The organism is Arthrobacter vasquezii, assembly GCF_029455255.1.
Taxonomy (GTDB): Bacteria; Actinomycetota; Actinomycetes; order Actinomycetales; family Micrococcaceae; genus Arthrobacter_D; species Arthrobacter_D parietis.
Genome location: NZ_JAROKN010000028.1, coordinates 20,981 through 43,646, shown reverse-complemented (window position 1 = coordinate 43,646; position 22,666 = coordinate 20,981). Strand labels below are relative to the sequence as shown.

Here is a 22,666-nt window from a genome sequence, read left to right as displayed (position 1 = left end):
CCGCCCACAAGCCGCGCGTGGACGCGGCGGATGTTCGTGTCGACGACCGTCTCGCGATGACCGAAGGCGAACGCCGCGACGGCGGCAGCTGTGTAGGTGCCCACGCCTGGCAGTGCAAGGAGCTCAGCATAGGAATTGGGCACGTTGCCCCCATGATGAACGACGACGGCAGTCGCCGCCGCGTGGAGGCGCAGCGCCCGCCGTGGGTAACCCAGGCGCCCCCAGTGGCGGAGGGCCTCACCCGCGGGGGCTGCAGCGAGGTCAGCTGGTGCAGGCCAGCGGGACATCCAGTCCTCCCATACGGGCAGGACACGCGAGACGGGAGTCTGCTGAAGCATGAACTCGCTCACCAGAACGCCCCAGGGGGTTCGGGAGGGAAGCCGCCAGGGGAGGTCCCGGGCGGCGTCGTCGAACCAGTCACTCAGGCGAGCATGCAGCACTGCGGCGTCCACGGTGAACTCCAGATGTTCGACAAATCGGCAGGATCCACCCTACCCAAAGCATCGGCGGAACTGGCCGCCGCGCGGCGTGGTGAGCATGCGCGTCGGCGTCACGTCTCTTAGCCTTGAATCATGAGCTCGGCAGGAGGTACAGGCAGCAGCCGGGTGAACGGTCCCCGGCGGACACCCAGCCCCCAGGTCTACAAACGGCGTCGTCAGGTGGTGGCACTGCTCGCCCTCCTGCTTGTCGGAGGTCTTATCTGGGCAGGGATTGCACTTGCCGGGCTTTTCCGCTCGGAGCCGGGTCCGGCGCCGGCCGCCGCGGCTCCTACCAGCGCCGCCGCGAACCCGACTGCGTCCGCAACCCCCTCCTCGTCCCCCTCCCCGACGGAGTCGAGCCCAACGCCAACACCAACACCGACTGAGCCGGTGTGCAATCCGGCGTCCATCGAGGTCACCGGCAGCGTGGACGCCGAAACCTATGCGCCGGACCAGAATCCCGTCCTCTCCCTCACCGTCAGCAATACGGGTGAGGTTCCCTGCCCGGTGAATGTAGGGACATCGCAGATGGAGTTCCTGATCACCAGCGGCGAAGACCGGATCTTCTCGTCCCGGGACTGCCAGGAGGGCGCTGAGGACCTGGAAGTGATCATTGAGCCGGGAAAGTCGGAAACTGCGCGCTTCACCTGGGAACGGATCCGGAGCGCTCCCGAGTGCGCAACAGTTGATGCGGTGCCCGGCGCCGGCCAGTACGCGTTCCGGACCCGCCTGGGTGAACGCACCAGCGACGAAGTTCTTTTCACGCTTGAGTAGAGATGAACTTCAGGTTTACACGGACTACATGAAGCGGTCGAGGAGGCTGGTCTCCGCGATCCGTGAGAGGCCTTCCCGGACAGTCCGTGCCCGCTGTTCGCCAATCCCGTCCACCGCCATGAGGTCATCGATGTTGGCGGCCATGAGGTTCTGCAGTCCATCAAAGTGGTCCACGAGCCGGTTGGCGACCGTGGGAGGCACGGCCTTGATTCCCGAAAGCAGCCGGTACCCCTTGGGCTGCACCACCGCATCGAGGGAGTCTGTGGACGGGTTGAAGCCGAGCACGCTTGCGATGGTGCCCAGATCAATGAGGTCTGTGGAGCTGAAACCCTGGAGGCGCGTCAACTGGTCTTCGACCGGCATGGTGCTTGCGCCGAGCCCGGAGTAATCGCGAAGAACCATCTCGCTGCCCGGGCCGAGGCCCGTGGTCAGCTCTTCCACCTGTAGGGAGAGGAGGCGTCCGTCGATGCCGAGTTCGAGGACGTACTGCGAGATTTCCTCGGAAATGCGGCGCACCATTTCCTGGCGCTGCAGGGTAACGGCGACGTCGCGAACAGTCACCATGGCCTCAATTTCGAGTGCCGAGAGTGATCCGGTGACCTGGTCCAGGCGTGCGCGGTACCGTTCGAGGGTGGCGAGCGCCTGGTTGGCGCGGGCGAGCACGGGCTCGGACCCTTCCAACACATGGCGGAGGCCGTCAACGTAGAGCGCGATGATCTGCATGGATTGGCTGACGGAAATGACGGGAACGCCGGTCTGGATGGCTACGCGCTCGGCAGTCCGGTGGCGTGTTCCTGACTCCTGCGTTTCGATCCGGTGATCCGGCACCAGTTGCACGCCGGCGCGGAGGATCTTGCTGGCGTCCCGGTCACAGACAATAGCGCCGTCCATTTTTGCGAGCTCGCGCAGCCGGGTGGGGGAGAAGTCGATTCCGATGTCGAAGCCGCCAGAGCAGATCGAGTCCACTGTGCGGTCGAACCCCAGGACGATCAGGGCACCGGTGCGGCCGCGAAGGATCCGCTCAAGGCCGTCGCGCAACTGCGTACCCGGCGCCACCCGCGCCAGGGTTGCTTTCAGCGCGTCCTCCGGACTGCGTACCATCTCACTCCCTCTTCGAAGCCGGGCAGGCGAATGCACGGACCGACAGTTCCTAATCCTATGGGAGCACGGCATCGGCTGACGGCCCAGTTTCCACTCAAATGCGTAACGTTCCAGCGTTCAGCGGGCACTGGGACCGCATCGGGAAGCCTTAGAAGAGCAATTCGAGGGCTTCCGTGAGCGTGCTGACCTGCTTGACGGTGAAGCCGGCTGGGATACGCCCGGGGCCGTTGGGCGATTCCGGTACGACGGCGTGGGTGAACCCGAGGCGCTCGGCCTCCTGGATGCGACGCGAAATTCCCGGCACCGGACGCACCTCGCCGGCTAACCCCACCTCTCCGAAGGCGATCATGCGGGAGGGAAGCGCCTGGTTGGTCTTGGCGGAAGCAATGGCAAGGGCAACCGAGAGATCCGTTGCCGGTTCGCTCAGCTTTACGCCGCCGACTGTGGCCACATAGCTGTCATCCTTGTGCAGCTGCAGCGAAGCCCGGCGCTGCAGGACGGCAAGGAGCATGGAGACCCGGGAGCCGTCGAGACCGCTCGTGGCGCGCCGCGGCTGCGAAGTTGCCGATTCGGCGAGCAGCGCCTGAACCTCGGCCAGCAGTGGACGCCGGCCCTCGAGCGTGACGGTGATGCAGGTTCCCGCCACCGGCTCCTTGGTACGGGAGACAAACAGCCCGCTTGGATCCGCGAGTCCCACGATCCCGGTATCCGTCAGGTCGAAGCAACCCACCTCATCGGTGGGGCCATAACGGTTTTTGACCGCGCGCATCAGGCGGAGGCGTGAGTGCCGTTCACCCTCAAATTGGCACACCACATCCACAAGGTGCTCAAGCAGCCGCGGGCCTGCGATAGAGCCGTCCTTGGTGACGTGGCCGACCAGCAACGTGGTCATACCGCGGGTCTTGGCAGCGTTGATGAGCGACGCCGCCACCTCCCGCACCTGGGTGACACCTCCCGCACTGCCGTCCACGTCCGGACTGCTGAGCGTCTGTACCGAATCCACGATGAGCAAAGCGGGATCCACCTTCTCAACCTGGCCCAATGCCTGACTGAGGTCCGATTCCGCCGTAAGGTACAGCGTGTCCGCCAACGCGCCGATCCGTTCTGCCCGCAGTTTCACCTGTGCGGTTGATTCCTCACCGGTGACGTAGAGAACCGTGCGTCCCAGCCGGGCGACCCTCGCCGCGACGTCCAGCAGGAGCGTGGACTTGCCGACCCCGGGCTCACCGGCGACGAGGATGACCGCACCCGGAACCAATCCGCCGCCGAGCACCCTGTCGAGTTCGCCGATCTCGGTTGGGTGGTAGGACGCCGTGGTGGAATCCACCTCAGCGATCCGGAGGGCGGGGCGCGCAACGGTAGTGGCCGCCGTAGTACGCGCTACGCCTGCCGCGGCTGCCTCCTCGACCGTGCCCCACGCCTGGCACTCGCCGCACCGGCCCACCCACTTGGCGGTGGTCCAGCCGCACTCACCGCAGCGGTAGGCGGGGGATTGCGTGCGCGATCGCGCGGTCTTTGTAGCCATGGTTCAAACGTACCGGGTGCAACTGACAGTCCTGTCGAGGCTCAGCTGTTGCTACTCACAGTTTGGGCAGGTACCCGGCGGCGTCCTCATGGGAGAGGCCGGTGGCTTCGAGGAGGTCGACGATGAGCGGCCGGTACAGAACCACCAGCCCCTCACCCTCGAGCCGCTTCACATTGAGGCGGGCGGGGTGCAGGACGGTGGCCACCGCGGCAAGATCCTCCCGCGCCCTGCGTAGGTGTTGATCGCGCTCCGCTGTGGAGGAGGAGTGCAGGGCAAGCGCGAGGACATCCACGGCATCGGCAGTTTCCTCGATCACCTGCGCCAGCGACTGCACGGCTTCGTCCGAGAGCGCCGCGTGATTGATCACCGAGGTCAGCCGCCGGGAGAACACCCGGCTATTTCGGATCGCGAGATCGATATAGCTGATCGAGCCGTGCAGCTCGCCCAGCTCGCCCCGGTGCCGCCGGTACGCCGGTGAAAGGCGCGCAACCTCCGTCGCCGCGCGCATGGAAGTCGAGAGCCCGTCCATCAGCGGCTGGCAGTTCCGTGCCCGGATCAGCGCGTGCCACGCCTGCGTGGGATCGCTGGCGGACAGCGCACGGGCGTTCTCACGCAGCACCGCGGAGAGCTCCCCTAGCAGCTTGCGGACATCGCCTTTGGGCTCGCGGCGCGGATCACGCGGCATCGCCATGGTGATCAGCAGTGCGAAAGCACCGCCGACGACGGCGTCCACACTTCGCGTGAACGGTCCTCCTTCCGGGGCCGGCAGGAGCACAACCAGGAGGGACTGCAGTGCCAGTTGGGTGGTGAAAATGGTCCCGCTGTCCAGGAAACGCGCCAGCAGGACGGACACAAAAAGAACGACGGCGGCCTGCCAGAGTCCTGTGCCCAGCAACGCCAGGAGCACATCGCCCACAGCGATACCGAGTGTGCATCCGAAACCGACTTCCAGCACCCGACGCAGCCGCGGATCCCTCGAAAACCCTAGTGCGATGAGCGAAGAGGTGGCAGCAAAAAGGGGCCCATCGTGGCCGAGTACCTGCTCTGCAAACGCATACGCCCCAACAGCGCCGACGGTGATCTGGATGGCCGGAAGCAAGGATGAGCGGCTGCGGCGCAGGCCTACGCGGGATCGGTTGCGCAGAAAGGAACGTGCGCGGTCCAGTCGCGAGCGCCGGGTCATACGCCTGACCCTACCGCCGGGAGCGGTCCATCAGGGTAAAGGTGGTGGACCTGCCCATAGTCCGCGTCCGGACGGCCGCGAGCGGCGCTGCAAGCAAGAGCGCCCCCGCCACCAGTTCCAGGAATTCCTCGAGGTGGTAGACCACCGCCAGCACTGCGGTCGGAGCACCGAGGCGAATGACTTCCCCCGCCACTAACTCGAGCCCGACGGCTGCAAACAACAGGGTCACTATTCCCAGCACGATCAGCCGGGTTGATGCTTCCGGCAGGTGCCGGGCGCTGACGGTCGCCAGTACGAGCACGACAACGGCGATGGGTATGCCGAACACCAGCCAGACGAACGTGAAGTCCGCGACGTCCACAAACTGCCCGGCAAGGGTGTCGACGCGTTCATGCAGCCAGGTTCCCTCGTCGAGGCACAGGAGGAACACCATGCCGGCCAGAATCCACCAGGCGGTGGCCCCCTTGATTCTCTGATGTCTGGCGAGGACGGCGGCGAACAGGAGGGTTGTTGTTGCTGCGGCCAGCTGCACCACGGACCACCAGGTAGGAAAGTTGCCCTCATAGTTGACGTCGAAGTACACGCTGAAGAGAGTTTCACCTCTTGCCTGACCTGTCAGCAGCGGAGAGATCAGGCTGAATCCGACAACCAGGGCGTGCACCAGGCCGAGCCCTATGAGCAGGCGGCGCCACCGCAACGGGTGACCCGGACGCACAGCCGTGGCATCCTCGTGCTTCGCGTATCCGCCGTCAACGCTGCTGTCCGTGGTCATACCTCTAACGCTAACGGCTGGGCACTAGGACGAAGGTGACAGCTCAATAACTCATTCCGTCCAAAGCACAAGGGTTTGCAACCGGATCACGGCTAATGTCCCACCGGCGTTCATCTTCCGTTCATTTTGACCCGTCAATCTCGTTACCTGCGGTGCCTAGCGTGTGGTGAGTACCGAATCTCGTACAGACAACGCGGGTGTCATCTGAGCACCGACTGTTCAAACCCTGGAAGGGGCAATATTCACGTGAAGGCTCTTCGCTTTGGCCGCGCAGCGGCAGTTATTTCTGTGGCCGCCCTGGCCCTCACGGCGTGCGGTTCCGACGCCGCCGTCAACCCCGGTACTGAGGGTGATGCAAGCGCGGCTCCCGAAAGCACGGTTTCCGGAACCCTGACCGGTGCGGGTGCATCCTCCCAGAACGCGGCGATGACCGCCTGGAAGACCGGCTTCGAGGAGCTGAACCCCGAAGCAACCATTCAGTACTCCCCGGACGGCTCCGGTGCAGGCCGCGAGGCATTCCTTGCCGAAGGCGTGCAGTTCGCCGGCTCGGATGCGTACCTGGATGACGAGGAATACGAGGCGTCCAAGGAAATCTGCGGCCCCGATGGCGCCATTAACATCCCCGCCTACGTCTCTCCCATCGCCGTGGCGTTCAATCTCCCCGGAATCCAGGAACTGAACCTTGACGCGAACACGATCGCGTCAATCTTCGCCGGTGAGATCACCAACTGGAATGACGAGGTGATCGCTTCACAGAACGAGGGCGTTGAACTGCCGGACCTGCCGATCACCGTTGTTCACCGCGCAGATGATTCAGGTACCACCGAGAACTTCGTCGAGTACCTGGCTGCCGCGGCACCGGACGTATGGACTTACGAGGTTTCCGGCGACTGGCCTGCCGAAATCGTCGCTGAGAACGCCCAGGGCACCAACGGTGTCGTCTCCACCACCTCCTCCACGGAAGGCGCCATCACCTACACCGATGCCTCCGCCGTCGGAGACCTGGGACAGGCCCTCGTCAAGGTTGGCGAGGAATACGTGCCGCTCAGCGCCGAAGCAGCCTCCCGCGCAGTGGAAGTTGCAGAACCGGTCGAAGGACGCAGCGAGGTTGACATGTCGCTGGAACTGAAGCGCGACACCACCGAGTCCGGTGCCTACCCGATCGTGCTTGTCTCGTACCACATCTACTGCAGCGCGTACCAGGATCAGGAGACGGTGGACCTGGTCAAGGCTTTCGCGAGCTACGCAGTGAGCGAAGAGGGCCAGGCCACAGCTGAATCCTCTGCGGGCAACGCGCCCATCTCCGAGGCCCTGCGCGAGCAGGCAATGGAAGCGATTGATTCCATTCAGGTTGCCTCCTAACAGGTCAATGACGCCCTGCCAGGCCCAGAAGGCCCTGGCGGGGCTGTTGGCTGTCTGCGTCCCGGCAGGGTTGCAGGTACCTTGTAAGAGCGGGACAGTTGCGTGAGCACTGTTCCAGACGTCCCCGCGCAGCGCCGAAAGGTCCCCCCGTGTCCACGAATGCACTGAAACGAGCAGGCGGTGCAGGTCAATCCGGAGACAAGATTTTCTCCGGCGCGAGCCTGGCCGCAGGCTGCCTGATCCTGGCAGCGCTCTTTAGCGTCGCAGTCTTCCTGATCATTGAGGCTCTGCCGGTTTTCGGCGCCGAGCCATCGGAAATTACCGGCGGGGACGGCTTTTTCACCTACATCTTCCCGATCGTCATCGGAACCGTGATTGCCGCGGCCATCGCGCTGCTGATTGCCACACCGCTCGGCATCGGCGTTGCGCTGTTCATCTCGCACTACGCGCCCCGCCGGTTCGCGCAGGGGCTCGGCTATGTGATCGACCTGCTCGCGGCCATACCTTCGGTGGTCTACGGCGCATGGGGATACGCCGTCCTCGCTCCGCAATTGGCCATCGCCTATGACTGGCTGGCGCGCAACCTCGGTTGGATTCCGATTTTCGAAGGCCCCGCCAGCCAGACGGGACGCACCATGCTGACCGCCGGTATTGTGCTCGCTGTCATGGTCCTTCCGATCATCACCTCGCTCAGCCGGGAAATCTTCCTCCAGACGCCGAAGCTTCACGAGGAAGCGGCGCTCGCCATGGGAGCCACCCGCTGGGAGATGATCACCATGGCGGTCCTGCCCTTTGCCCGCCCGGGCATCATCAGCGCGGCGATGCTCGGCCTCGGCCGCGCGTTGGGTGAGACCATGGCCGTGGCGCTGGTGCTCTCCGGCGGTGCCCTGACAGCCAGCCTCATTCAGTCCGGCAACCAGACCATCGCGGCCGAGATCGCACTGAACTTCCCCGAAGCCTACGGGCTCCGGTTGGCCGAACTCATCGCCGCCGGCCTGGTCCTCTTCGTCATTACGCTTGCCGTCAACATCGTGGCGCGGTGGATCATCAGCCGTCACAAAGAATTTTCAGGGGCTAACTAATGGCCAACGCCACCTTGACTCCGCGCCGCTCCCAGCTGACCAAGGGCAGGATGCCCTCCTACACGCTATGGGTGGTCCTGGCAGCGTCGATCGTCGTTGGCGCAGCACTGGCCGCGCTGGTCGGTTTCAGCCTGGTTCCCTTCGCCCTCTTCAGTGCGCTCATCTTCATCGGTGCGGGGACAGCTGTCACGGGCGTCGTCGAAGGCTCACGCAAGGCCCGCAACCGGTTCGCCATGTTCCTGATCTACGGGTCATTCCTCGTCGCACTCCTTCCGCTGCTCTCGGTTATCTGGACCGTTCTGGAGCGCGGCCTCCCGGGGCTGACCTACAACTTCCTGTTCACGTCCATGAACGGCGTCACCGGAGCCATTGACAACCAGGTTGTCGCAGAGGGAACACCGGTACTGGGAGGTGCGTACCACGCCATTGTCGGCACCCTGCAGATCACCCTGTGGGCAACGCTCATCTCCGTGCCGATCGGGCTCCTCTCCGCCGTCTACCTCGTGGAATACTCCACGGGCGGAAAGCTTGCCCGAGCCATCACGTTCTTCGTTGACGTAATGACGGGTATCCCGTCCATCGTGGCCGGTCTCTTCGCCGCTGCACTGTTCGGCCAGCTATTCGGGCCGGGCACGCGCACCGGCTTTGTTGCCGCCGTCGCGCTGTCTGTGCTGATGATCCCGGTTGTTGTGCGCTCCACGGAGGAAATGCTCAAAATTGTCCCGAATGAACTCCGTGAAGCGGCCTACGCGCTGGGCGTTCGCAAGTGGCGCACCATCACGCGTGTGGTTATTCCGACGGCGATCTCAGGTATCGCCTCCGGTGTCACCCTGGCCATCGCCCGGGTGATTGGCGAAACCGCTCCGATTCTGGTCACGGCAGGCTTTGCCAGCTCCATCAACTGGAACGTCTTCGGTGACTGGATGAGCACCCTGCCCACTTTTATCTACTACCAGATCCTCACGCCCACCTCACCGACGGCCACAGACCCCAGCACGCAGCGTGCCTGGGCGGCCGCGCTGGTGCTGATCATCATGGTCATGCTCCTGAACCTCGCGGCGCGCCTCATCGCCCGCCTCTTCGCTCCCAAGACCAGCCGCTGACCCGCCGGCACAACCCAGAAGGATCTCCATTGTCCAAGCGAATCGACGTCAAGGACCTCAACGTCTACTACAGCAAGTTCCTCGCTGTGGAAGACGTGAACATCAGCATCGACGCACGTTCCGTCACGGCCTTCATCGGCCCGTCGGGCTGCGGGAAGTCCACCTTCCTGCGCACCCTGAACCGCATGCACGAGGTCATTCCCGGTGCGCGGGTTGAGGGGGAAGTGCTGCTGGACGGTGACAACCTGTATGACTCCGCGGTGGACCCCGTGACGGTCCGCAGCCAGATCGGAATGGTCTTCCAGCGGCCCAACCCGTTCCCCACGATGTCCATCCGCGACAACGTGCTGGCCGGCGTCAAGCTGAACAACAAGCGGATCTCGAAGTCAGACGCGGACGCACTGGTGGAGAAGTCGCTGCGCGGCGCCAACCTCTGGAACGAGGTGAAGGACCGCCTCGGCCGTCCCGGATCCGGCCTGTCCGGCGGCCAGCAGCAGCGCCTGTGCATTGCGCGGGCCATCGCGGTTTCTCCCGAGGTCATCCTCATGGACGAGCCCTGCTCGGCGCTGGACCCCATCTCAACCCTCGCTATCGAGGACCTTATCAACGAGCTCAAGAGCGAGTACACCGTGGTCATCGTTACCCACAACATGCAGCAGGCAGCCCGCGTTTCGGACAAAACGGCGTTCTTCAACATCGCGGGCACCGGCAAGCCGGGAAAGCTGATCGAATACGGCGAGACCACCAACATCTTCAACATGCCCTCGGAGAAGGCAACCGAGGACTACGTCTCCGGCCGCTTCGGATAAGGACCTGCCTCAGCCTGCAATCTAGAGCAGCGGGCTCATCGCCAGGAAAAGGATGGCGGCGAGCAGCGCGGTGGCGGGCGCCGTCGTAATCCAGACCAGCAATACCGAGCGCACCACGCGTCCCCGAACCGTGGCGTAGCGCTGGTTGGCGCCGGCGCCCACAATTGCCGAGGTCATGGTATGCGTGCTGGAGAGCGGCATGTTCAGCGACAGTGCGCCGACAAAAAGCATGACGGCGCTGACCCCCTGGGCCGCCATCCCGCGGAGCGGGTCAATGCGTACCAGCCGGTTGGAAAGGGTGTGTGTAATGCGCCAGCCTCCAAGCAGTGATCCGCCCGCCAGCAGCACGGCGGCAAAGACTTGGACCCAGAGCGGAATATCGCTCCCGGAGTAGAGGCCGGCTCCCACCAGCGCCAGGACGATCACGGCCATGGTGCGCTGACCGTCCTGCAGCCCGTGGCCCAAGGCGAATGCGGCGGTCAGGACGGCCTGGGCCATCCGGTTCCCGTTGTTGACCTTGCGCGGGGAATTGTGACGCAGCAGCCACGTGGCAGGGAAGACAACCACGTAGGCGAGCAGGTAGGCAATCAGCGGCGACAGCAGCAGCGGCAGTCCGATCTCCAGGAGGAATACGCGGCCGGACGCGGCAATGGACTCCCCGCCGAGCACTGCCGCCGCCCCGCCGGCCCCTATCAGTCCGCCGATCAATGCATGCGTGGACGACGACGGCTTGCCTCGGTACCAGGTGAAGATACCCCAGGCGCACGCTGCCAGCAGGGCGGCGAGCAAAATGCCCAGACCGCTCTGCCCGGTGGGGAGGCTGATGCTGTTCCCGGTGAAGAGAGTCGCCACGCTGGCGCTCATGAGGGCACCGACGAGGTTGAACAGCGCAGCGAGCAGGACTGCCACAGTTGGAGTCAGTGCGCGGGTACGGACCGACGTGGCAATGGAGTTGGAGACGTCGTGGAACCCGTTGATGAAGGCGAATCCGCCAGCGAGGAGCACTACGGTGCCGAGGAGGAAGACCTCCACCTACGATTCCTTGACGAGGATCGCTCCGACGTGGGTTGCCACCTTGCGGATGTCCTTTGTGACGTCGACGAGCTGGTTGGCGACGTCACGGTGCCGCGCGTAGACCAGCGGCTTGTGGTCAGCGAGCAGCTCCGAGCACCAGATCCGGTGCGTGCGTTCGGCACGCTTGGCCAGTCGCAGGATCTCGATCCAGTAGTCCTCGAGGTCATCGAGGGAATTGAGCTGCCGCATCGCCTCGGCGGTCAGTTCCGCCTGCCGGGTGATCACCTCGAGCTGCTCGGTTGCGCGGCGGCTGAGTTTGGTCAGCTTGTAGAGGGCGATGAGCTCCGCAGCGCCGTCGAGCTTCTCCATGGCTTCGCTCAACAGACGCGACATGGAGTAGAGGTCTTCACGGGGGAGCGGGTTGATGAAGCTCGTGCGCATCGAGGTCAGCAGGGCAAAGTGCAGGTCCGTCGAGGTGCCTTCATACTGGTGCAGCTCTTCGGCCAGCTGATCATAGTCCTGGGGTGCGGCACCAAGGATGCCGGACATGCTGCGGACTCCGAGGACCAGTTGCTGGGCCATGCTGGAGAGCAGTTCAAGTCCTGCGTTTTCCTGGGGAAAGAGGCGGAGCTTCACAAGGATCACCTACGGTCGCACGGACGGTTGCCACCTAAGACTACCTGCGCCTCACTCAGGTGGCCGGCGCTGTGCGGCCGGCCCCCTGAGGGCACAAAAGTGGCGCCGAACCGGGAGCGCCTCTCGGCGGAAGGCCGCTCGAAGCGGCTAAATGTTGAAGCCCGGGGGTTCCACGGTCCGACACCAGTTTCAGTCTGCTACTGACCCGCGTGCATGTCAACGAGCACTGTCTACTCCGGCGCCGAATGGGTTGCGCTGGACTCCGGAGTCCACCAGGTCTTCGGCTCAACTACGGGGAATCGCCGTCCTGAAACTGTCTCCGGAATGATCCGGACAAACTGGTCTTTCCTGCCTCCCTGCCACGGAAAGAGGGGAAGCGAGAATGTCTCAAGGACGTCGTCGGGGAGTTTCACCAGTTCCGCCCCACCCCGGATGACGACGCTCCAGGCGACACCCGCTTCGGAGTCCACCCCGTCCGCTTCCAGCGCAACGCGGGCATCAGCCTGCACCGCTGCAAGCTTGGTTCCGGTTCCTGTCCGGAATACGAGCGTTCCGTGATCGGTGGTGTAGTTGACCGGAAAAATGTCAGGGCCGTCTTCGAGAGCGACGGCGAGCCGCCCCACTGAAACTGCCCTCAGGCAGTTCCAGCATTCACTGTCGGTCAAAACTTCGACTCCCGCAGCATTCGCTTCCATACGGCGATCCTAGACCGGGTTCGCGCGCCAGGACAGGGCCAGTGGCCGGGAGTGCACGGTGCTGCTAGTCCAGCTCGCCGCGGCGCCAGGAAGCGGCAGCGTGCTCCAGGTCCTCCGCAGTCTTGACCAGCTGGTGTGAACTGCGCGTGAGTTTGGTGGCGTGGGCGCCGTTGGAGGTATCGACGTCGTCCGCGTGGTTGGTTTGGCCGAGCGCCACTACCCGGCAGAAAGCGGCAAAGCGCTCAAGCGCTACGTCGAATTCGCCGTCGAACGCGCCGGAAAGAATGGTGTCCGCCATGTGCTGGACCTCGTCCGCGCCGGGGGGCTCGGCGACTCCCGCGACAACCTTCGAAACCTGGGCCACCTCCTTGCCGGCTTTGAAGAAGGCGGCGATTTTTTCCGGGTTCTGCTGGGTAGCGGCACGGAGCGCGTAGAGGCGCCAGAGTGCGCCGGGCAGGGAACGAGCGGGACTTTCCGCCCACAACTCGGCAATGGCTTCCAGCCCCTGCTGGTCAGCCAGTTGCACCAGGCGCTGCGTCACCACGGGGTCATCGGTCTCGCGGCCGTGGTGAACCAGTGCGTGCGCGGCAAGGTGGGCGGCTTCGGAAACCCGCGACGGGTCTGCACCGCCGGCGAAAACCTCAAAATCTGCGGGCGCAAACGGCTTGGGTTTGTGGTGCCGAGGGCTGTTGTCTACATATTCGCCGTCCATGGGTCGAGAATACTCCTGCGCCTATTGGGGGGCTAGGCGCCAACCAAACCCGCGGGTTCGCTCCCACGGCACAGGGCATATCGGCCCAGGTTGCCTTATCGCCCGATCGGGTGCGATAAAGTAGACACGTTGTTCGGGCGTGCCCGGGTGACGTGGGCCTTTAGCTCAGTTGGTAGAGCATCGGACTTTTAATCCGTGGGTCGTGGGTTCGAGTCCCACAGGGCCCACCCGCGAGTACGAGGAGCGCGCCCCCGCCGAGGTATCGGTGAGGGCGCGCTTTTTCGTGGAAGGCCGATCCGCTTTCCAAGGTTGCTTTCAGGCAACAAGCATTGACTCCCGGGCACAGGAAGCCTGTACTGGAAGTGCAGATCCTTTCCATCGAGCGGCACGGGAAAGTGCCGGGAGGAACTCCGATGCCCGGCCTATTGGCGTTACCCGTTCAGACGGCGCTAGCCGTCGCCGTCATCGGAGCGCTCATTGCGCTGACCGCTTTCGCCGTCTCGCGCGGGCTGCTGACGGACAAGGACCGCGATGGCGTCTTCTGGTACGGCTTCACCGGCGGGTTCGCGTGCCTCAGCGCCATGCTGGGAGCCATGGTGCTCATCCCCGAGACAGCTGCGGTGACCGGGCTGGCAGGCATGCTCGGGATGGGGTTGGCGGGCGGCTGGGTCTGGCGCGGGGAGCAGGAGCGGGCTGTGCGCCGTCGTCGTCAATCCGTGGAAGAGGCGCGGTCAGCGTTGCGGGCGCGCCATGAATCCGTGTTGCAGCGGTGGGTGAGCTATGAACTGGATCCCGCCGTCGCCATCGACTATCCGGACATGACGGACGTCAAGCGTCCCGAGACTGCCGGGTTGGTCCGCGCGATGCGGACCGCGGCGGTGCTGCGCGAGCAGGAAGATACTGACGACGACGGAGCTGCACCTGCTTATGAATCCGCGGTCAGCGAGCTGGAGACTGCCTTCGAGAAGGCCGAGCGTGCCGCAGGAGCCCGTTCGACCCCTCCCAGCCGGGACAGTTAGGCTGGACCGGTCACTGGGGGACCGGAGGGGAAGTCCATGGATTCAGCACGAGCACCGCGCCGCAGAACGGCCGCTATTCTCGTCGCGCTCGCGGTCGCCGCTGCCGGCTTGGCGGTGCCGTCAACGGCAACAGCTGCTCACGAACCGAACGGTGCTGCGCAGGGCCAGGGCAAGCAGGAAGTGCGCTTCGCCACCTACAACGCAAGCCTGAACCGGTCCGCCGAGGGTGAGCTCGTCGAGGACCTGTCGACCGGCCATGATGAGCAGGCGCGGCGCATCGCCGAAGTGATTCAGATCAACAACCCTGATGTGGTGCTGCTCAACGAATTCGATTACGACGCAGACCACGCGGCGGCCGAACTCTTCAGGACCAACTACCTCGAGGTGAGCCAGAACGGTGAACCCCCCGTCAGCTACCCCTACGTCTACACCGCCACATCCAACACCGGTGTTCCCAGCGGGATGGACCTGAACAATGACGGGACCGTGGGCGGCCCGGACGATGCGTTCGGGTTCGGCCAGTTCGAGGGCCAGTACGGAATGGTTCTCTACTCCAGGTACCCCATCGACACCAGGAATGTCCGCACCTTCCAGAATTTCCTCTGGGCGGACATGCCGGGTGCGCTCCTGCCCGATGACCCGGCTACCGCCGGCGCGGCGGACTGGTTCACCGAGGAGGAACTGGCGGCTCTCCGCCTGTCCAGCAAATCGCACTGGGACGTTCCGGTGACCATCGGTGATTCGACAGTCCATGTTCTCGCCAGTCACCCCACGCCCCCGGTCTTCGACTCTGAGGAAGACCGCAACGGCAGACGGAACAGCGACGAGATCCGCTTTTGGGTGGACTATATCCGCGGCGGCGGCAACGCGCGCTACATCTACGACGACGACGGCGAACGCGGCGGACTGGACCGACGTGACGACTTCGTTGTGCTGGGAGACCTCAACAGCGACCCGGCTGATGGCGATTCCCGCCCTGGCTCGATCAGTTCGTTGCTCGAGCTGAAGGAACTCCAGGATCCGGAGCCCGCAGCGGAAGGCGCGGCCGAAGCGTCAGTCCTGCAGGGGCGGGTGAATACCGGGCATCGCGGTAATCCGGCTTTGGACACGGCGGACTTCGAGGACGCTGAGGCGGGAAACCTCCGGGTGGATTATGTGCTGCCGTCCAAGACTCTCAAGGTGCGCGGCTCCGGCATCTTCTGGCCGCGCGCAGGGGCTCCCGGCGCGGAGCTCACGGGGGTTTTCCCTTTCCCCACGAGCGACCACCGGTTGGTGTACGTCGATGTTGACGTCAAGAAGCGCTGACCAGACCGACTCAACAGGAACCGCCGCGAACCGCGGTCAGGCCGGTCACCCCTGTTGATTGGAGGTGAGGCGGCGCCGCCGGTCCCAGAAGACCGCGCTGAGTGCCCCTGCCGCCGTGAGCAGAATGCTGGCGCTGACAATGATGCCGCCCGCCGACTGGCTGATGATGAAGATCCATTGCGGGAACGGGCCGCTGACTGCGGTCTGATCAACCTGTAGAGGTGCAAACACCGCCCACAAGCCCAGGGCAAGCATGGCCGCCCCGAGCAGCCAGAGCACCAAAACAAACGGATTGAACCGCGGGTGCGCCGGTCCGGGGTCCGGCAAGACCGCTCCTGCCGGCATCACTTCAACAACGTTGGCGGGCTGCTCGGGTGAGGTTGCGGTGTGCGCCTCGGATACTGCCCGGCGCTGCTGCGGTGGTTCCTTCGGTGCGGGCCAGCGATCACCCTGGGTGGTCGATGATCCGCCGCCCCGCTGGTAGATGGAACTGTACCGATTGTCGATGTTCGGCGTATTTTCGCCCATTGTTCCTCCCTGACCCTTTGTTGGAAATCTACTCGTTCTGCTCCGTCGGGGTAAGTAGCCGCTGTCTGCGCGCCAAAATCCGGGACACCTCTGGCCAAGGCTCCGGGGGCTCGTGTAGGTTGAAGTGCATGGGAACAATAATTTTCGAGTAATTGTGCCGGTCGCGTGCCTGGCGCACTCGTCCAAATATCAACGAAACCATTCGAAAAGACCGTGTTGAGGCCTTCGTCTCCATGTTTGTTTCCACTCCTCCCGTGCATGAGTCCGGATCAGGGTCGCCCTGAACCGGCCAATCAGCGCAACAGGACCCCTACGGAACCGGCGGAGCGCCGGCGGACAGCAAGAGCCGCCGTCGTCGTCATTGCCGGTAGGTGAGTGGCCCAGCCGGTCAGAGCCACTGAAGGAGAGCCATGACCCAGCAAGACAATCAACAGCCGCTCAACGTCCATCTGACCGAAGATGCTGCAAAGAAACTGGTGGATGATCCGCGCGCGCGGGAAGCGTTGGCCCGGAAGAACCCCGCCTTCGGGGACCTGGACAGCGCGCACAGCACTGGGCGCAGGAACAAGTCAGTACACGCCAGTAACCGTCAGGGAAAGCGGGAGAAGAAGGTGCGCTGGTAGGGCGACAGCCCGCCTCGAGGCGCCACTGGAGAGATTAAAGTGAAACTGGCTCCGCGTTCTGCGTATGGGGGAATCGCAGAATGGGGAGCCAGCTCTCCAACTATACTTCACAGTAGGGGTCAGAAGTCCAGTCGAAATGTTCCTGAAGGGTGATGATGGCAGTCACAGCCAAAGCTTTCCAGCTGTGGCGTACCCAGATAGCACCTGAGGCAACGGTTTCCGACCTCTGCCGGAAGGCGGACATCAAGCGGTCCACACTGGCGCAGCAGCTGGTCCGTGGAAAAGTCTCCATAGAAACCGTCATCAACATCGCCCGCGCCTACGGGATTCCGCCGGTTCAGGCGCTGAGTGTGTTTGACGGCTACCTGGACCTCGCGGAGGGAATCCTGCCGCCCACCGGCGAGGAATATCTCAGCCAGGTTTCCCCGATGGATCTGCTGCGGCTGATCCTTGGCCGCAGTGAGGAAACAGACTGGGTGGGCAGTCCGCTGAGTTTCCGGCTTGCACCACTGCCCCATCGCTACTCAGTGCGCTCGTGGTTCGATGCGGTCGACGGCGGTGAACTCCGCCAGGCGCTGACCACGCGCACCGGCATTGCTCCGCAAAACCTCTCGGCGCAACTCAGCGCCGGCCGGCTGAGTACCCAGTTGTGCGTTGAGGTGGCCAGGGTTTCCGGGGTTTCGCTCGCAAACGGCCTGGTTGTCACCGGGCTGCTCACACCGCAGGAAGGCAGCTGGGCAGATGACGGCCGTGAGCAGGTGCTGAGTTCCCTGCCTGATTCGAAACTCATCCTGATAGCGCGGGACCGGCTTGACGGATTGGGTAAGCGGCTCCGTAAACAGGAGCAGGACAACACTCGTGACCAGACCTTATGGGAGAACCTCGGATGAGCGCAGGATCATTTATCCAGGGGCTTGCGCTCGCGTTGTGCGTCATTTTCGCGGCTACACGCCTCCCGGATGCCCTGCGGGGTAAAGGCCGGAGCATCTTCGCTGTGCTGGTTCTGCTGTGTGTGGCGGTGGGCCTCAGCCTGGCGCCGATTTATCTTTTTGTTGACGGCTTGCTCGGCGGGGCCAATATTGCGAACCTGCTCATCCGGTTCAGCCTGTATGCCATCATGCTGCTCCTGGGGCTTCGAGGCGCGGCAGCGTTCAGCTCCGAGAGCGCGTTAAGGCTGATCAGTGGACCATTAGGTGCTGCTGTACTGGGACTCACGGTTTTGGCCACGGTGATTCTGTTCGGACTCAGTGACCTTCCGGAGTCCTCGACGGGGCTGCGGGAATACGCAGACCAACCAACCGTGCACTGGTACTCCCACCTGGGCCGAATCTACCCGGCGTATGTCGGCGCATGCCTGCTGGGCCCGGCGATCGCAAGTGCGCGGGACACCTCCGCGCGGGGCCTTCACCGAGTCGCTGCGGCCTTCATGGCGGGCGGATTCGCTATGGTGCTTGCCCACACTGCACTCAAGTTCACCGGAGTCAGGACCGGGGCGGCGGACCTCATTCTGCCGTTCGGCGCGATTGTCCTCGTCACCAGCGGCCTCACCATGATCTGGCTGTCCCGCCGGCGTTCGGTACGCAACCGCTCCGCCAATTTCCTGGCCAATGAACACCGGCGCGACTGATCCACGGTTAGTCTTTTCGCCGGATTATTTCGACCAATATCGCGAACTCTGTTCACGTTTTCATCCTGGTGTGTCAAAATTATGATTATGTAACTCCCGGTGTCCGTGGGGGGTCAACGGGTTACACAGCAATAGGTGCGTCCATTAGAACGGGTGGACGCACCTATTTCGTTTCCAGGCCGGGCTGCCGCCGCCGGAAAAGCCTGCTGTCAGGCGTCGTGATCGGTTTCGAGGATACGGACCAGCGAGTCCAGGGCGTCCCCGGCGCCGTCGTCCTCGGAGCGGAGCACAACAACATCACCGTGCTCGGCGCCCAGGCTCATCAGCGACAGGATGCTTGATGCGTCCATGGCCTCGTCAGCCGGGCTCCCCTCCAGGGCAATAGTGATGTCAGCCGATTGTTCCCCCGCCGCTTCGGCGAAGATGGCGGCAGGACGGGCGTGGAGCCCAACCCGGCTGGCTACGGTTGCTTTGCGTTCGATCATGATCTTCCTTCCGTTTGCTGTTGTGCGAGCCTACAGGCCCAGGGTTGTGAGGATCGGCAAACCGGCACGCACCGCTGTGCGTGCCTCGATCGCAGTGGGTGCAGCCAGGGCCTGTTGTGCCAGTCCCTGTGCGTCGGTGAGGGACACTGAACCAATCACGGCAGCCACGGCGGCAAATGCGCGCGAACTCATGGACAGCGACGTGACGCCCAGACCCACCAGCACGACGGCGAGGGCCGGATCTGCGGCCGCCTCACCGCACACTCCGACCGACTTCCCGTTGTCACCGTTGGGTTCCCCGCTGGAACGTTTACCGCCACGCGCCGTCTCGGCACCGGCCACCGTCTGCCGGATCAGCTGGAGGACAGCCGGCTGCCAGGGGTCGTTCAGGGCGGCCAGCGGCCCGAGTTGGCGGTCCGCTGCCATGACGTACTGCGTCAGGTCATTGGTTCCGATCGACGCGAAGTTCACGCGCTGCAGGATTGCTCCTGCGGTCAGCGCTGCAGACGGAACCTCAACCATGACGCCGGGCACCTTCAATCCCGCTGCCGCACAGGATTCAGCGAAGTGCTGGGCCTCCTCCGCTGTGGAAATCATGGGTGCCATGACCCAGACGTCCGTTGTTGCGCCGTCGGCTGCTTCGCTGATTGCCTTCAGCTGGCGGTCCAGCACACCGGGCGTCGAAAGCTCGGTGCGGTAGCCGCGAACACCGAGCGCGGGGTTGGGTTCGGAGGCATCGGTAAGGAAGGGCAGGGGCTTGTCTGCGCCGGCATCAAGAGTGCGGATCACTACCTTGCAGGCAGGGAACGCGTCGAACACCTCACGGTATGCCGCGGATTGCTCCTCGACCGTCGGCTCGGTATCGCGGTTGAGGAAGCAGAACTCGGTGCGCAGTAGTCCTACGCCTTCAGCTCCAGCATCGGCCGCCTTGCGGGCGTCAGCACCCGATCCCACATTGGCGAGCAGCGGGATCCGGTGCCCGTCCTTCGTCGTGCAGGTTCCGCTGTAGCTACCGAGCGAACGTGCCTGCTCCGCCCAGATGGCCGCTGCCGTCCGTTCTGCATCGCCCGGGCCGGCGAGCACGGTTCCGGCGGCGCCGTCGACAAACACCTCAGTGCCGTCGTCGATAGTCTCAACGCCGCGGGCGGCGACGACGGCGGGCAGCCCCAGCGCGCGGGCCAGGATGGCCGTGTGTGACTGCGGACCCCCGGAGCTGGTGATCAGGGCGATCACAAGCTCCGGGTTGAGCGTGGCGGTATCCGCAGGGGCGAGGTCCTCCGCCGCAAGGACGAACGGATGGTCGGCTGTCGGGATACCGGGCGCCTGCAGCCCGCGCAACTCGGCGACAATCCGGGAGCGGACGTCCAGGACGTCCTGGGTGCGCTCGGCCATATAACCGCCGAGGCCCCTCAGCATGTCCGCCACCTGGGAGCCGGCTTCCCACACCGAGCGCTCGGCAGAGGTTCCGGCAACAATGAGGGCGTTCGCGGACTTCAGAAGCATGGGGTCCGCGGCCATCATGGCAGTTGCCTCAAGGACCGCCCTCGAGTCACCGGTTGCGGCGTCGGCGCGTTGCTGAAGTTCGGCCTGCACGTTTTTCGCGGCAGCCTTCAGCCTGGCCGTTTCCTCATCAACCGTGGTGTTGGACCATTTCTCCCGGGCGGACGGTTCAGCTACCGGGCGCGGCATCTGCCGCACCGGTCCAACGATCCTGCCGGGGCTTACCCCTACGCCGGTGAAGGTGCTCAATGGTCCAACTCCTCAGTCAGGGACTATGCGGCAACCGACTCGGAGGCGGCGGCCGGGGCCGGCTTGCGCACGGCGAACCGCTTCAGGGCCACCACGGCAAGGGCCGAGATGACCATGCCCACGAGAATCGATAGAACAAACATAACGACATTACCGATTGCGAAGAATACAAAGATTCCGCCGTGCGGTGCCTGGGAGGTGACTCCGGTACCCATGATCATCGCGCCGGTGACCGCGGCTCCCAGCATTCCGGCGGGAATGACGCGCAGCGGATCAGCGGCAGCGAACGGAATGGCGCCTTCCGAGATGAACGCGGAGCCGAGGAGCCATGCAGCCTTTCCGTTCTCGCGCTCTGCGAGGGAGAAGCGGCGGCGGTCGATCACGGTGGCCAAGGCCATTGCCAGCGGCGGGACCATACCGGCGGCCATGACGGCCGCCATGATCTGCCACGGAGCCTGGTTGTCGATGGCTCCAGCGCCGAGGCCGGCGACTGCGAAGGCGTAGGCAACCTTGTTGATGGGACCGCCGAGGTCAATTGCCATCATGAGCCCGAGGATGATGCCAAGCAGAACCGCACCGGTGCCGGTCAAACCCGACAACCAATCGTTGAGCGCAACGGTCAGGGCGGCAATCGGACCACCCAGGATAAGGATCATGAGGCCGGAGGCCACAATCGACGCCACCAGCGGGATGATCACTACCGGCATCAGGCCGCGCAGCCAGCGGGGAACTGCCAGCTTACCGATCTTCATGGCGACGTAGCCGGCCAGGAGACCGCCGACAATCGCACCCAGGAAACCCGCGCCCATGAAGCCGGCAACAGCACCGGCAACGAAGCCCGGGGCAATGCCGGGACGGTCAGCGAGTGCGTAGGCAATGTAGCCCGCCAGGGCTGGGACCAGGAAGCCCATCGACAGGGAACCGATCTTGAAGAACACCGCCCCGAGGTATGCGCCGAGAGCGCCCTGGGCTGTCTCGGGGAACTCGGAAGGGAGGTTCCAGAGGCTGTTGTTGACCACCATGTCATCAGCGAATCCGGTGATGTCATACCCGCCGAGGAGGAAGCCCAGGGCAATGAGGAGCCCGCCGCCTGCAACGAACGGGATCATGTAGCTGACGCCCGTAAGAAGCGCGCGCTTCAACTGGCCGCCGACACCTTCACGAGGGCCGTCGTCGTCGGACCCAGGCATGGAGGAATCGGCAACTCGGCGGGCATTGGGGTTATCTGCCGCGGCGATGGCTTCCTCGACCATGACTCCCGGCTCGTCGATGCCGCGCTTGACCGGCGCATTGATGACCGGCTTGCCGGCGAACCGGTGCTTGTCCCGGACGTCGACATCGACGGCGAAAATTACTGCATCCGCTGCAGCGATCACTGACGGGTCGAGGGGAGTGGATGCTGAGGAGCCCTGCGTCTCGACCTGCAGGTCAATGCCACGCTCCTTGGCCGCGGCGACGAGTGAGTCGGCTGCCATGTAGGTGTGGGCAATACCTGTGGGGCATGCGGTCACGGCGACCAGTCGCTTGGTCCGGGCTGCGTCCGGCGGCGTTGTGGTTCCCGGGTCCGCGGACTCAGGCTTCACGGCAGTAGCGCCGCCTTCCTTCCTGGCAGGAGCGGCTTCGAGGGCTTCCTCCACCAGAGCCACGACCTCCTGCTCGGTGGATGCGGAGCGCAACGCGGCGGTGAAGTCCTTCTTGATCAGGGAGCGGGCGAGCTTCGACAGCAGCTTGAGGTGTTGCTGGTCGGCGCCTTCCGGAGCCGCTATGAAGAACACCAGGTCTGCCGGGCCGTCTTTGGCGCCGAAGTCCACCTTCGGCTCAAGGCGTGCCATCGCCAGGGTCGGTTCAAGAACGGCAGTGGACCGGCAGTGCGGAATGGCGATGCCGCCGGGGATGCCGGTGGCTGTCTTTTCCTCGCGGGCCAGAGCATCGGCGAAAAGCCCTTCCACCTGGTCGGCGCGGCCCTGCGCCACCACCAGTTCGGCGAGCCGGCGAATGACGCCGGCGCGGTCAGTGCCCAGCGACGTGTCGAGAACGACAAGTTCGGGCGTAATCATTGCGGACATGGGAGTTCCTTTGGAGG

At 64.3% G+C, this 22,666-nt stretch carries 22 protein-coding genes, 1 tRNA gene and 1 pseudogene; 11 read left to right on the top strand and 13 right to left on the bottom strand.

The features are described from left to right. A pseudogene (locus P4U43_RS11155) lies at positions 1-452 on the bottom strand (A/G-specific adenine glycosylase); the annotation flags it as partial. A gap of 120 nt (positions 453-572) precedes the next feature. Between P4U43_RS11155 and P4U43_RS11150 the strand changes: the two are divergent. Further along, a complete protein-coding gene (locus P4U43_RS11150) occupies positions 573-1,253 on the top strand; it encodes a hypothetical protein (RefSeq protein ID WP_277358800.1) in 681 nt (226 codons plus the stop codon). Positions 1,254-1,277: 24 nt separating this feature from the next. On the opposite strand, the gene disA is transcribed toward P4U43_RS11150, so the two are convergent. The 4 genes from disA to P4U43_RS11130 all read right to left on the bottom strand — a co-directional run bounded on the left by disA (position 1,278) and on the right by P4U43_RS11130 (position 5,834). Next, positions 1,278-2,354: a DNA integrity scanning diadenylate cyclase DisA gene (gene disA / locus P4U43_RS11145; RefSeq protein WP_277358799.1), complete on the bottom strand. Its 1,077-nt coding sequence runs from the start codon at positions 2,352-2,354 to the stop codon at positions 1,278-1,280. Positions 2,355-2,502: 148 nt separating this feature from the next. After that, positions 2,503-3,879, bottom strand: coding sequence for a DNA repair protein RadA (radA, locus tag P4U43_RS11140; RefSeq protein WP_277358798.1), 1,377 nt, complete (start codon positions 3,877-3,879; stop codon positions 2,503-2,505). Positions 3,880-3,934: 55 nt separating this feature from the next. Next, positions 3,935-5,062 carry an FUSC family protein gene (locus P4U43_RS11135; RefSeq protein ID WP_277358797.1) on the bottom strand — a complete coding sequence of 376 codons (1,128 nt, stop codon included), beginning with the start codon at positions 5,060-5,062 and terminating at the stop codon, positions 3,935-3,937. Between the two features lie 10 nt (positions 5,063-5,072). After that, complete coding sequence (locus P4U43_RS11130; protein WP_277358796.1) at positions 5,073-5,834, bottom strand: hypothetical protein; 762 nt, start codon at positions 5,832-5,834, stop codon at positions 5,073-5,075. A 246-nt stretch (positions 5,835-6,080) separates the two neighbouring features. On the opposite strand from P4U43_RS11130, the gene pstS reads away from it, so the two are divergent. The 4 genes from pstS (at position 6,081) to pstB (ending at position 10,190) form a co-directional block, all read left to right on the top strand. Then, positions 6,081-7,196 carry a phosphate ABC transporter substrate-binding protein PstS gene (gene pstS / locus P4U43_RS11125; protein WP_277358795.1) on the top strand — a complete coding sequence of 372 codons (1,116 nt, stop codon included), beginning with the start codon at positions 6,081-6,083 and terminating at the stop codon, positions 7,194-7,196. Between the two features lie 149 nt (positions 7,197-7,345). After that, positions 7,346-8,278: a phosphate ABC transporter permease subunit PstC gene (pstC, locus tag P4U43_RS11120; RefSeq protein ID WP_277358794.1), complete on the top strand. Its 933-nt coding sequence runs from the start codon at positions 7,346-7,348 to the stop codon at positions 8,276-8,278. Next, positions 8,278-9,381: a phosphate ABC transporter permease PstA gene (gene pstA, locus P4U43_RS11115; protein ID WP_277358793.1), complete on the top strand. Its 1,104-nt coding sequence runs from the start codon at positions 8,278-8,280 to the stop codon at positions 9,379-9,381. The genes pstC and pstA overlap by 1 nt, the downstream gene beginning before the upstream one ends. 29 nt (positions 9,382-9,410) lie before the next feature. Further along, positions 9,411-10,190 (top strand): phosphate ABC transporter ATP-binding protein PstB, encoded by a 780-nt coding sequence (gene pstB, locus P4U43_RS11110; protein ID WP_056545807.1) that lies wholly within the window; start codon positions 9,411-9,413, stop codon positions 10,188-10,190. 21 nt (positions 10,191-10,211) lie between these two features. Here pstB and P4U43_RS11105 read toward each other — a convergent pair whose 3' ends face one another. The 4 genes from P4U43_RS11105 to P4U43_RS11090 form a co-directional block, all read right to left on the bottom strand. Continuing rightward, positions 10,212-11,222 carry an inorganic phosphate transporter gene (locus P4U43_RS11105; RefSeq protein ID WP_277358792.1) on the bottom strand — a complete coding sequence of 337 codons (1,011 nt, stop codon included), beginning with the start codon at positions 11,220-11,222 and terminating at the stop codon, positions 10,212-10,214. Next, complete coding sequence (locus P4U43_RS11100) at positions 11,223-11,840, bottom strand: DUF47 domain-containing protein (RefSeq protein ID WP_204533535.1); 618 nt, start codon at positions 11,838-11,840, stop codon at positions 11,223-11,225. 230 nt (positions 11,841-12,070) lie between these two features. Further along, complete coding sequence (locus P4U43_RS11095; protein WP_277358791.1) at positions 12,071-12,535, bottom strand: pyridoxamine 5'-phosphate oxidase family protein; 465 nt, start codon at positions 12,533-12,535, stop codon at positions 12,071-12,073. 64 nt (positions 12,536-12,599) lie between these two features. After that, complete coding sequence (locus P4U43_RS11090) at positions 12,600-13,247, bottom strand: hypothetical protein (RefSeq protein WP_277358790.1); 648 nt, start codon at positions 13,245-13,247, stop codon at positions 12,600-12,602. A gap of 154 nt (positions 13,248-13,401) precedes the next feature. On the opposite strand from P4U43_RS11090, the gene P4U43_RS11085 reads away from it, so the two are divergent. From P4U43_RS11085 to P4U43_RS11075, 3 genes are all read left to right on the top strand, one after another. Further along, positions 13,402-13,474 (top strand) — tRNA-Lys (locus P4U43_RS11085). A 135-nt stretch (positions 13,475-13,609) separates the two neighbouring features. Further along, positions 13,610-14,266, top strand: a complete 657-nt coding sequence (locus P4U43_RS11080) for a hypothetical protein (RefSeq protein ID WP_277358789.1) — start codon at positions 13,610-13,612, stop codon at positions 14,264-14,266. A gap of 36 nt (positions 14,267-14,302) precedes the next feature. Beyond that, positions 14,303-15,571 (top strand): endonuclease/exonuclease/phosphatase family protein, encoded by a 1,269-nt coding sequence (locus tag P4U43_RS11075; protein WP_277358788.1) that lies wholly within the window; start codon positions 14,303-14,305, stop codon positions 15,569-15,571. A gap of 45 nt (positions 15,572-15,616) precedes the next feature. Here the strand turns inward: P4U43_RS11075 and P4U43_RS11070 are convergent, their stop codons facing one another. Beyond that, positions 15,617-16,099 carry a tetraspanin family protein gene (locus P4U43_RS11070; protein ID WP_277358787.1) on the bottom strand — a complete coding sequence of 161 codons (483 nt, stop codon included), beginning with the start codon at positions 16,097-16,099 and terminating at the stop codon, positions 15,617-15,619. A 410-nt stretch (positions 16,100-16,509) separates the two neighbouring features. Here P4U43_RS11070 and P4U43_RS11065 point away from each other — a divergent pair, with 410 nt between their 5' ends. From P4U43_RS11065 to P4U43_RS11055, 3 genes are all read left to right on the top strand, one after another. Further along, positions 16,510-16,722 (top strand): hypothetical protein, encoded by a 213-nt coding sequence (locus P4U43_RS11065; protein ID WP_056545819.1) that lies wholly within the window; start codon positions 16,510-16,512, stop codon positions 16,720-16,722. Positions 16,723-16,874: 152 nt separating this feature from the next. Next, on the top strand, positions 16,875-17,612 hold the full coding sequence (locus P4U43_RS11060; RefSeq protein ID WP_277358786.1) for a hypothetical protein: 738 nt from the start codon (positions 16,875-16,877) through the stop codon (positions 17,610-17,612). After that, positions 17,609-18,349: a hypothetical protein gene (locus P4U43_RS11055; RefSeq protein ID WP_277358785.1), complete on the top strand. Its 741-nt coding sequence runs from the start codon at positions 17,609-17,611 to the stop codon at positions 18,347-18,349. Before P4U43_RS11060 ends, P4U43_RS11055 begins: the two co-directional genes overlap by 4 nt. 209 nt (positions 18,350-18,558) lie before the next feature. On the opposite strand, the gene P4U43_RS11050 is transcribed toward P4U43_RS11055, so the two are convergent. The 3 genes from P4U43_RS11050 to P4U43_RS11040 are packed head-to-tail and all read right to left on the bottom strand — an operon-like array spanning position 18,559 to position 22,649. After that, positions 18,559-18,834, bottom strand: a complete 276-nt coding sequence (locus P4U43_RS11050) for an HPr family phosphocarrier protein (protein ID WP_056545823.1) — start codon at positions 18,832-18,834, stop codon at positions 18,559-18,561. Positions 18,835-18,864: 30 nt separating this feature from the next. After that, the gene (gene ptsP, locus P4U43_RS11045) at positions 18,865-20,583 is read right to left on the bottom strand and encodes a phosphoenolpyruvate--protein phosphotransferase (RefSeq protein ID WP_277358784.1); all 1,719 of its coding nucleotides are present in this window, start codon (positions 20,581-20,583) and stop codon (positions 18,865-18,867) included. A gap of 23 nt (positions 20,584-20,606) precedes the next feature. Further along, positions 20,607-22,649: a PTS fructose transporter subunit IIABC gene (locus P4U43_RS11040; protein WP_277358783.1), complete on the bottom strand. Its 2,043-nt coding sequence runs from the start codon at positions 22,647-22,649 to the stop codon at positions 20,607-20,609. Between the last annotated feature and the right edge of the window lie 17 nt (positions 22,650-22,666).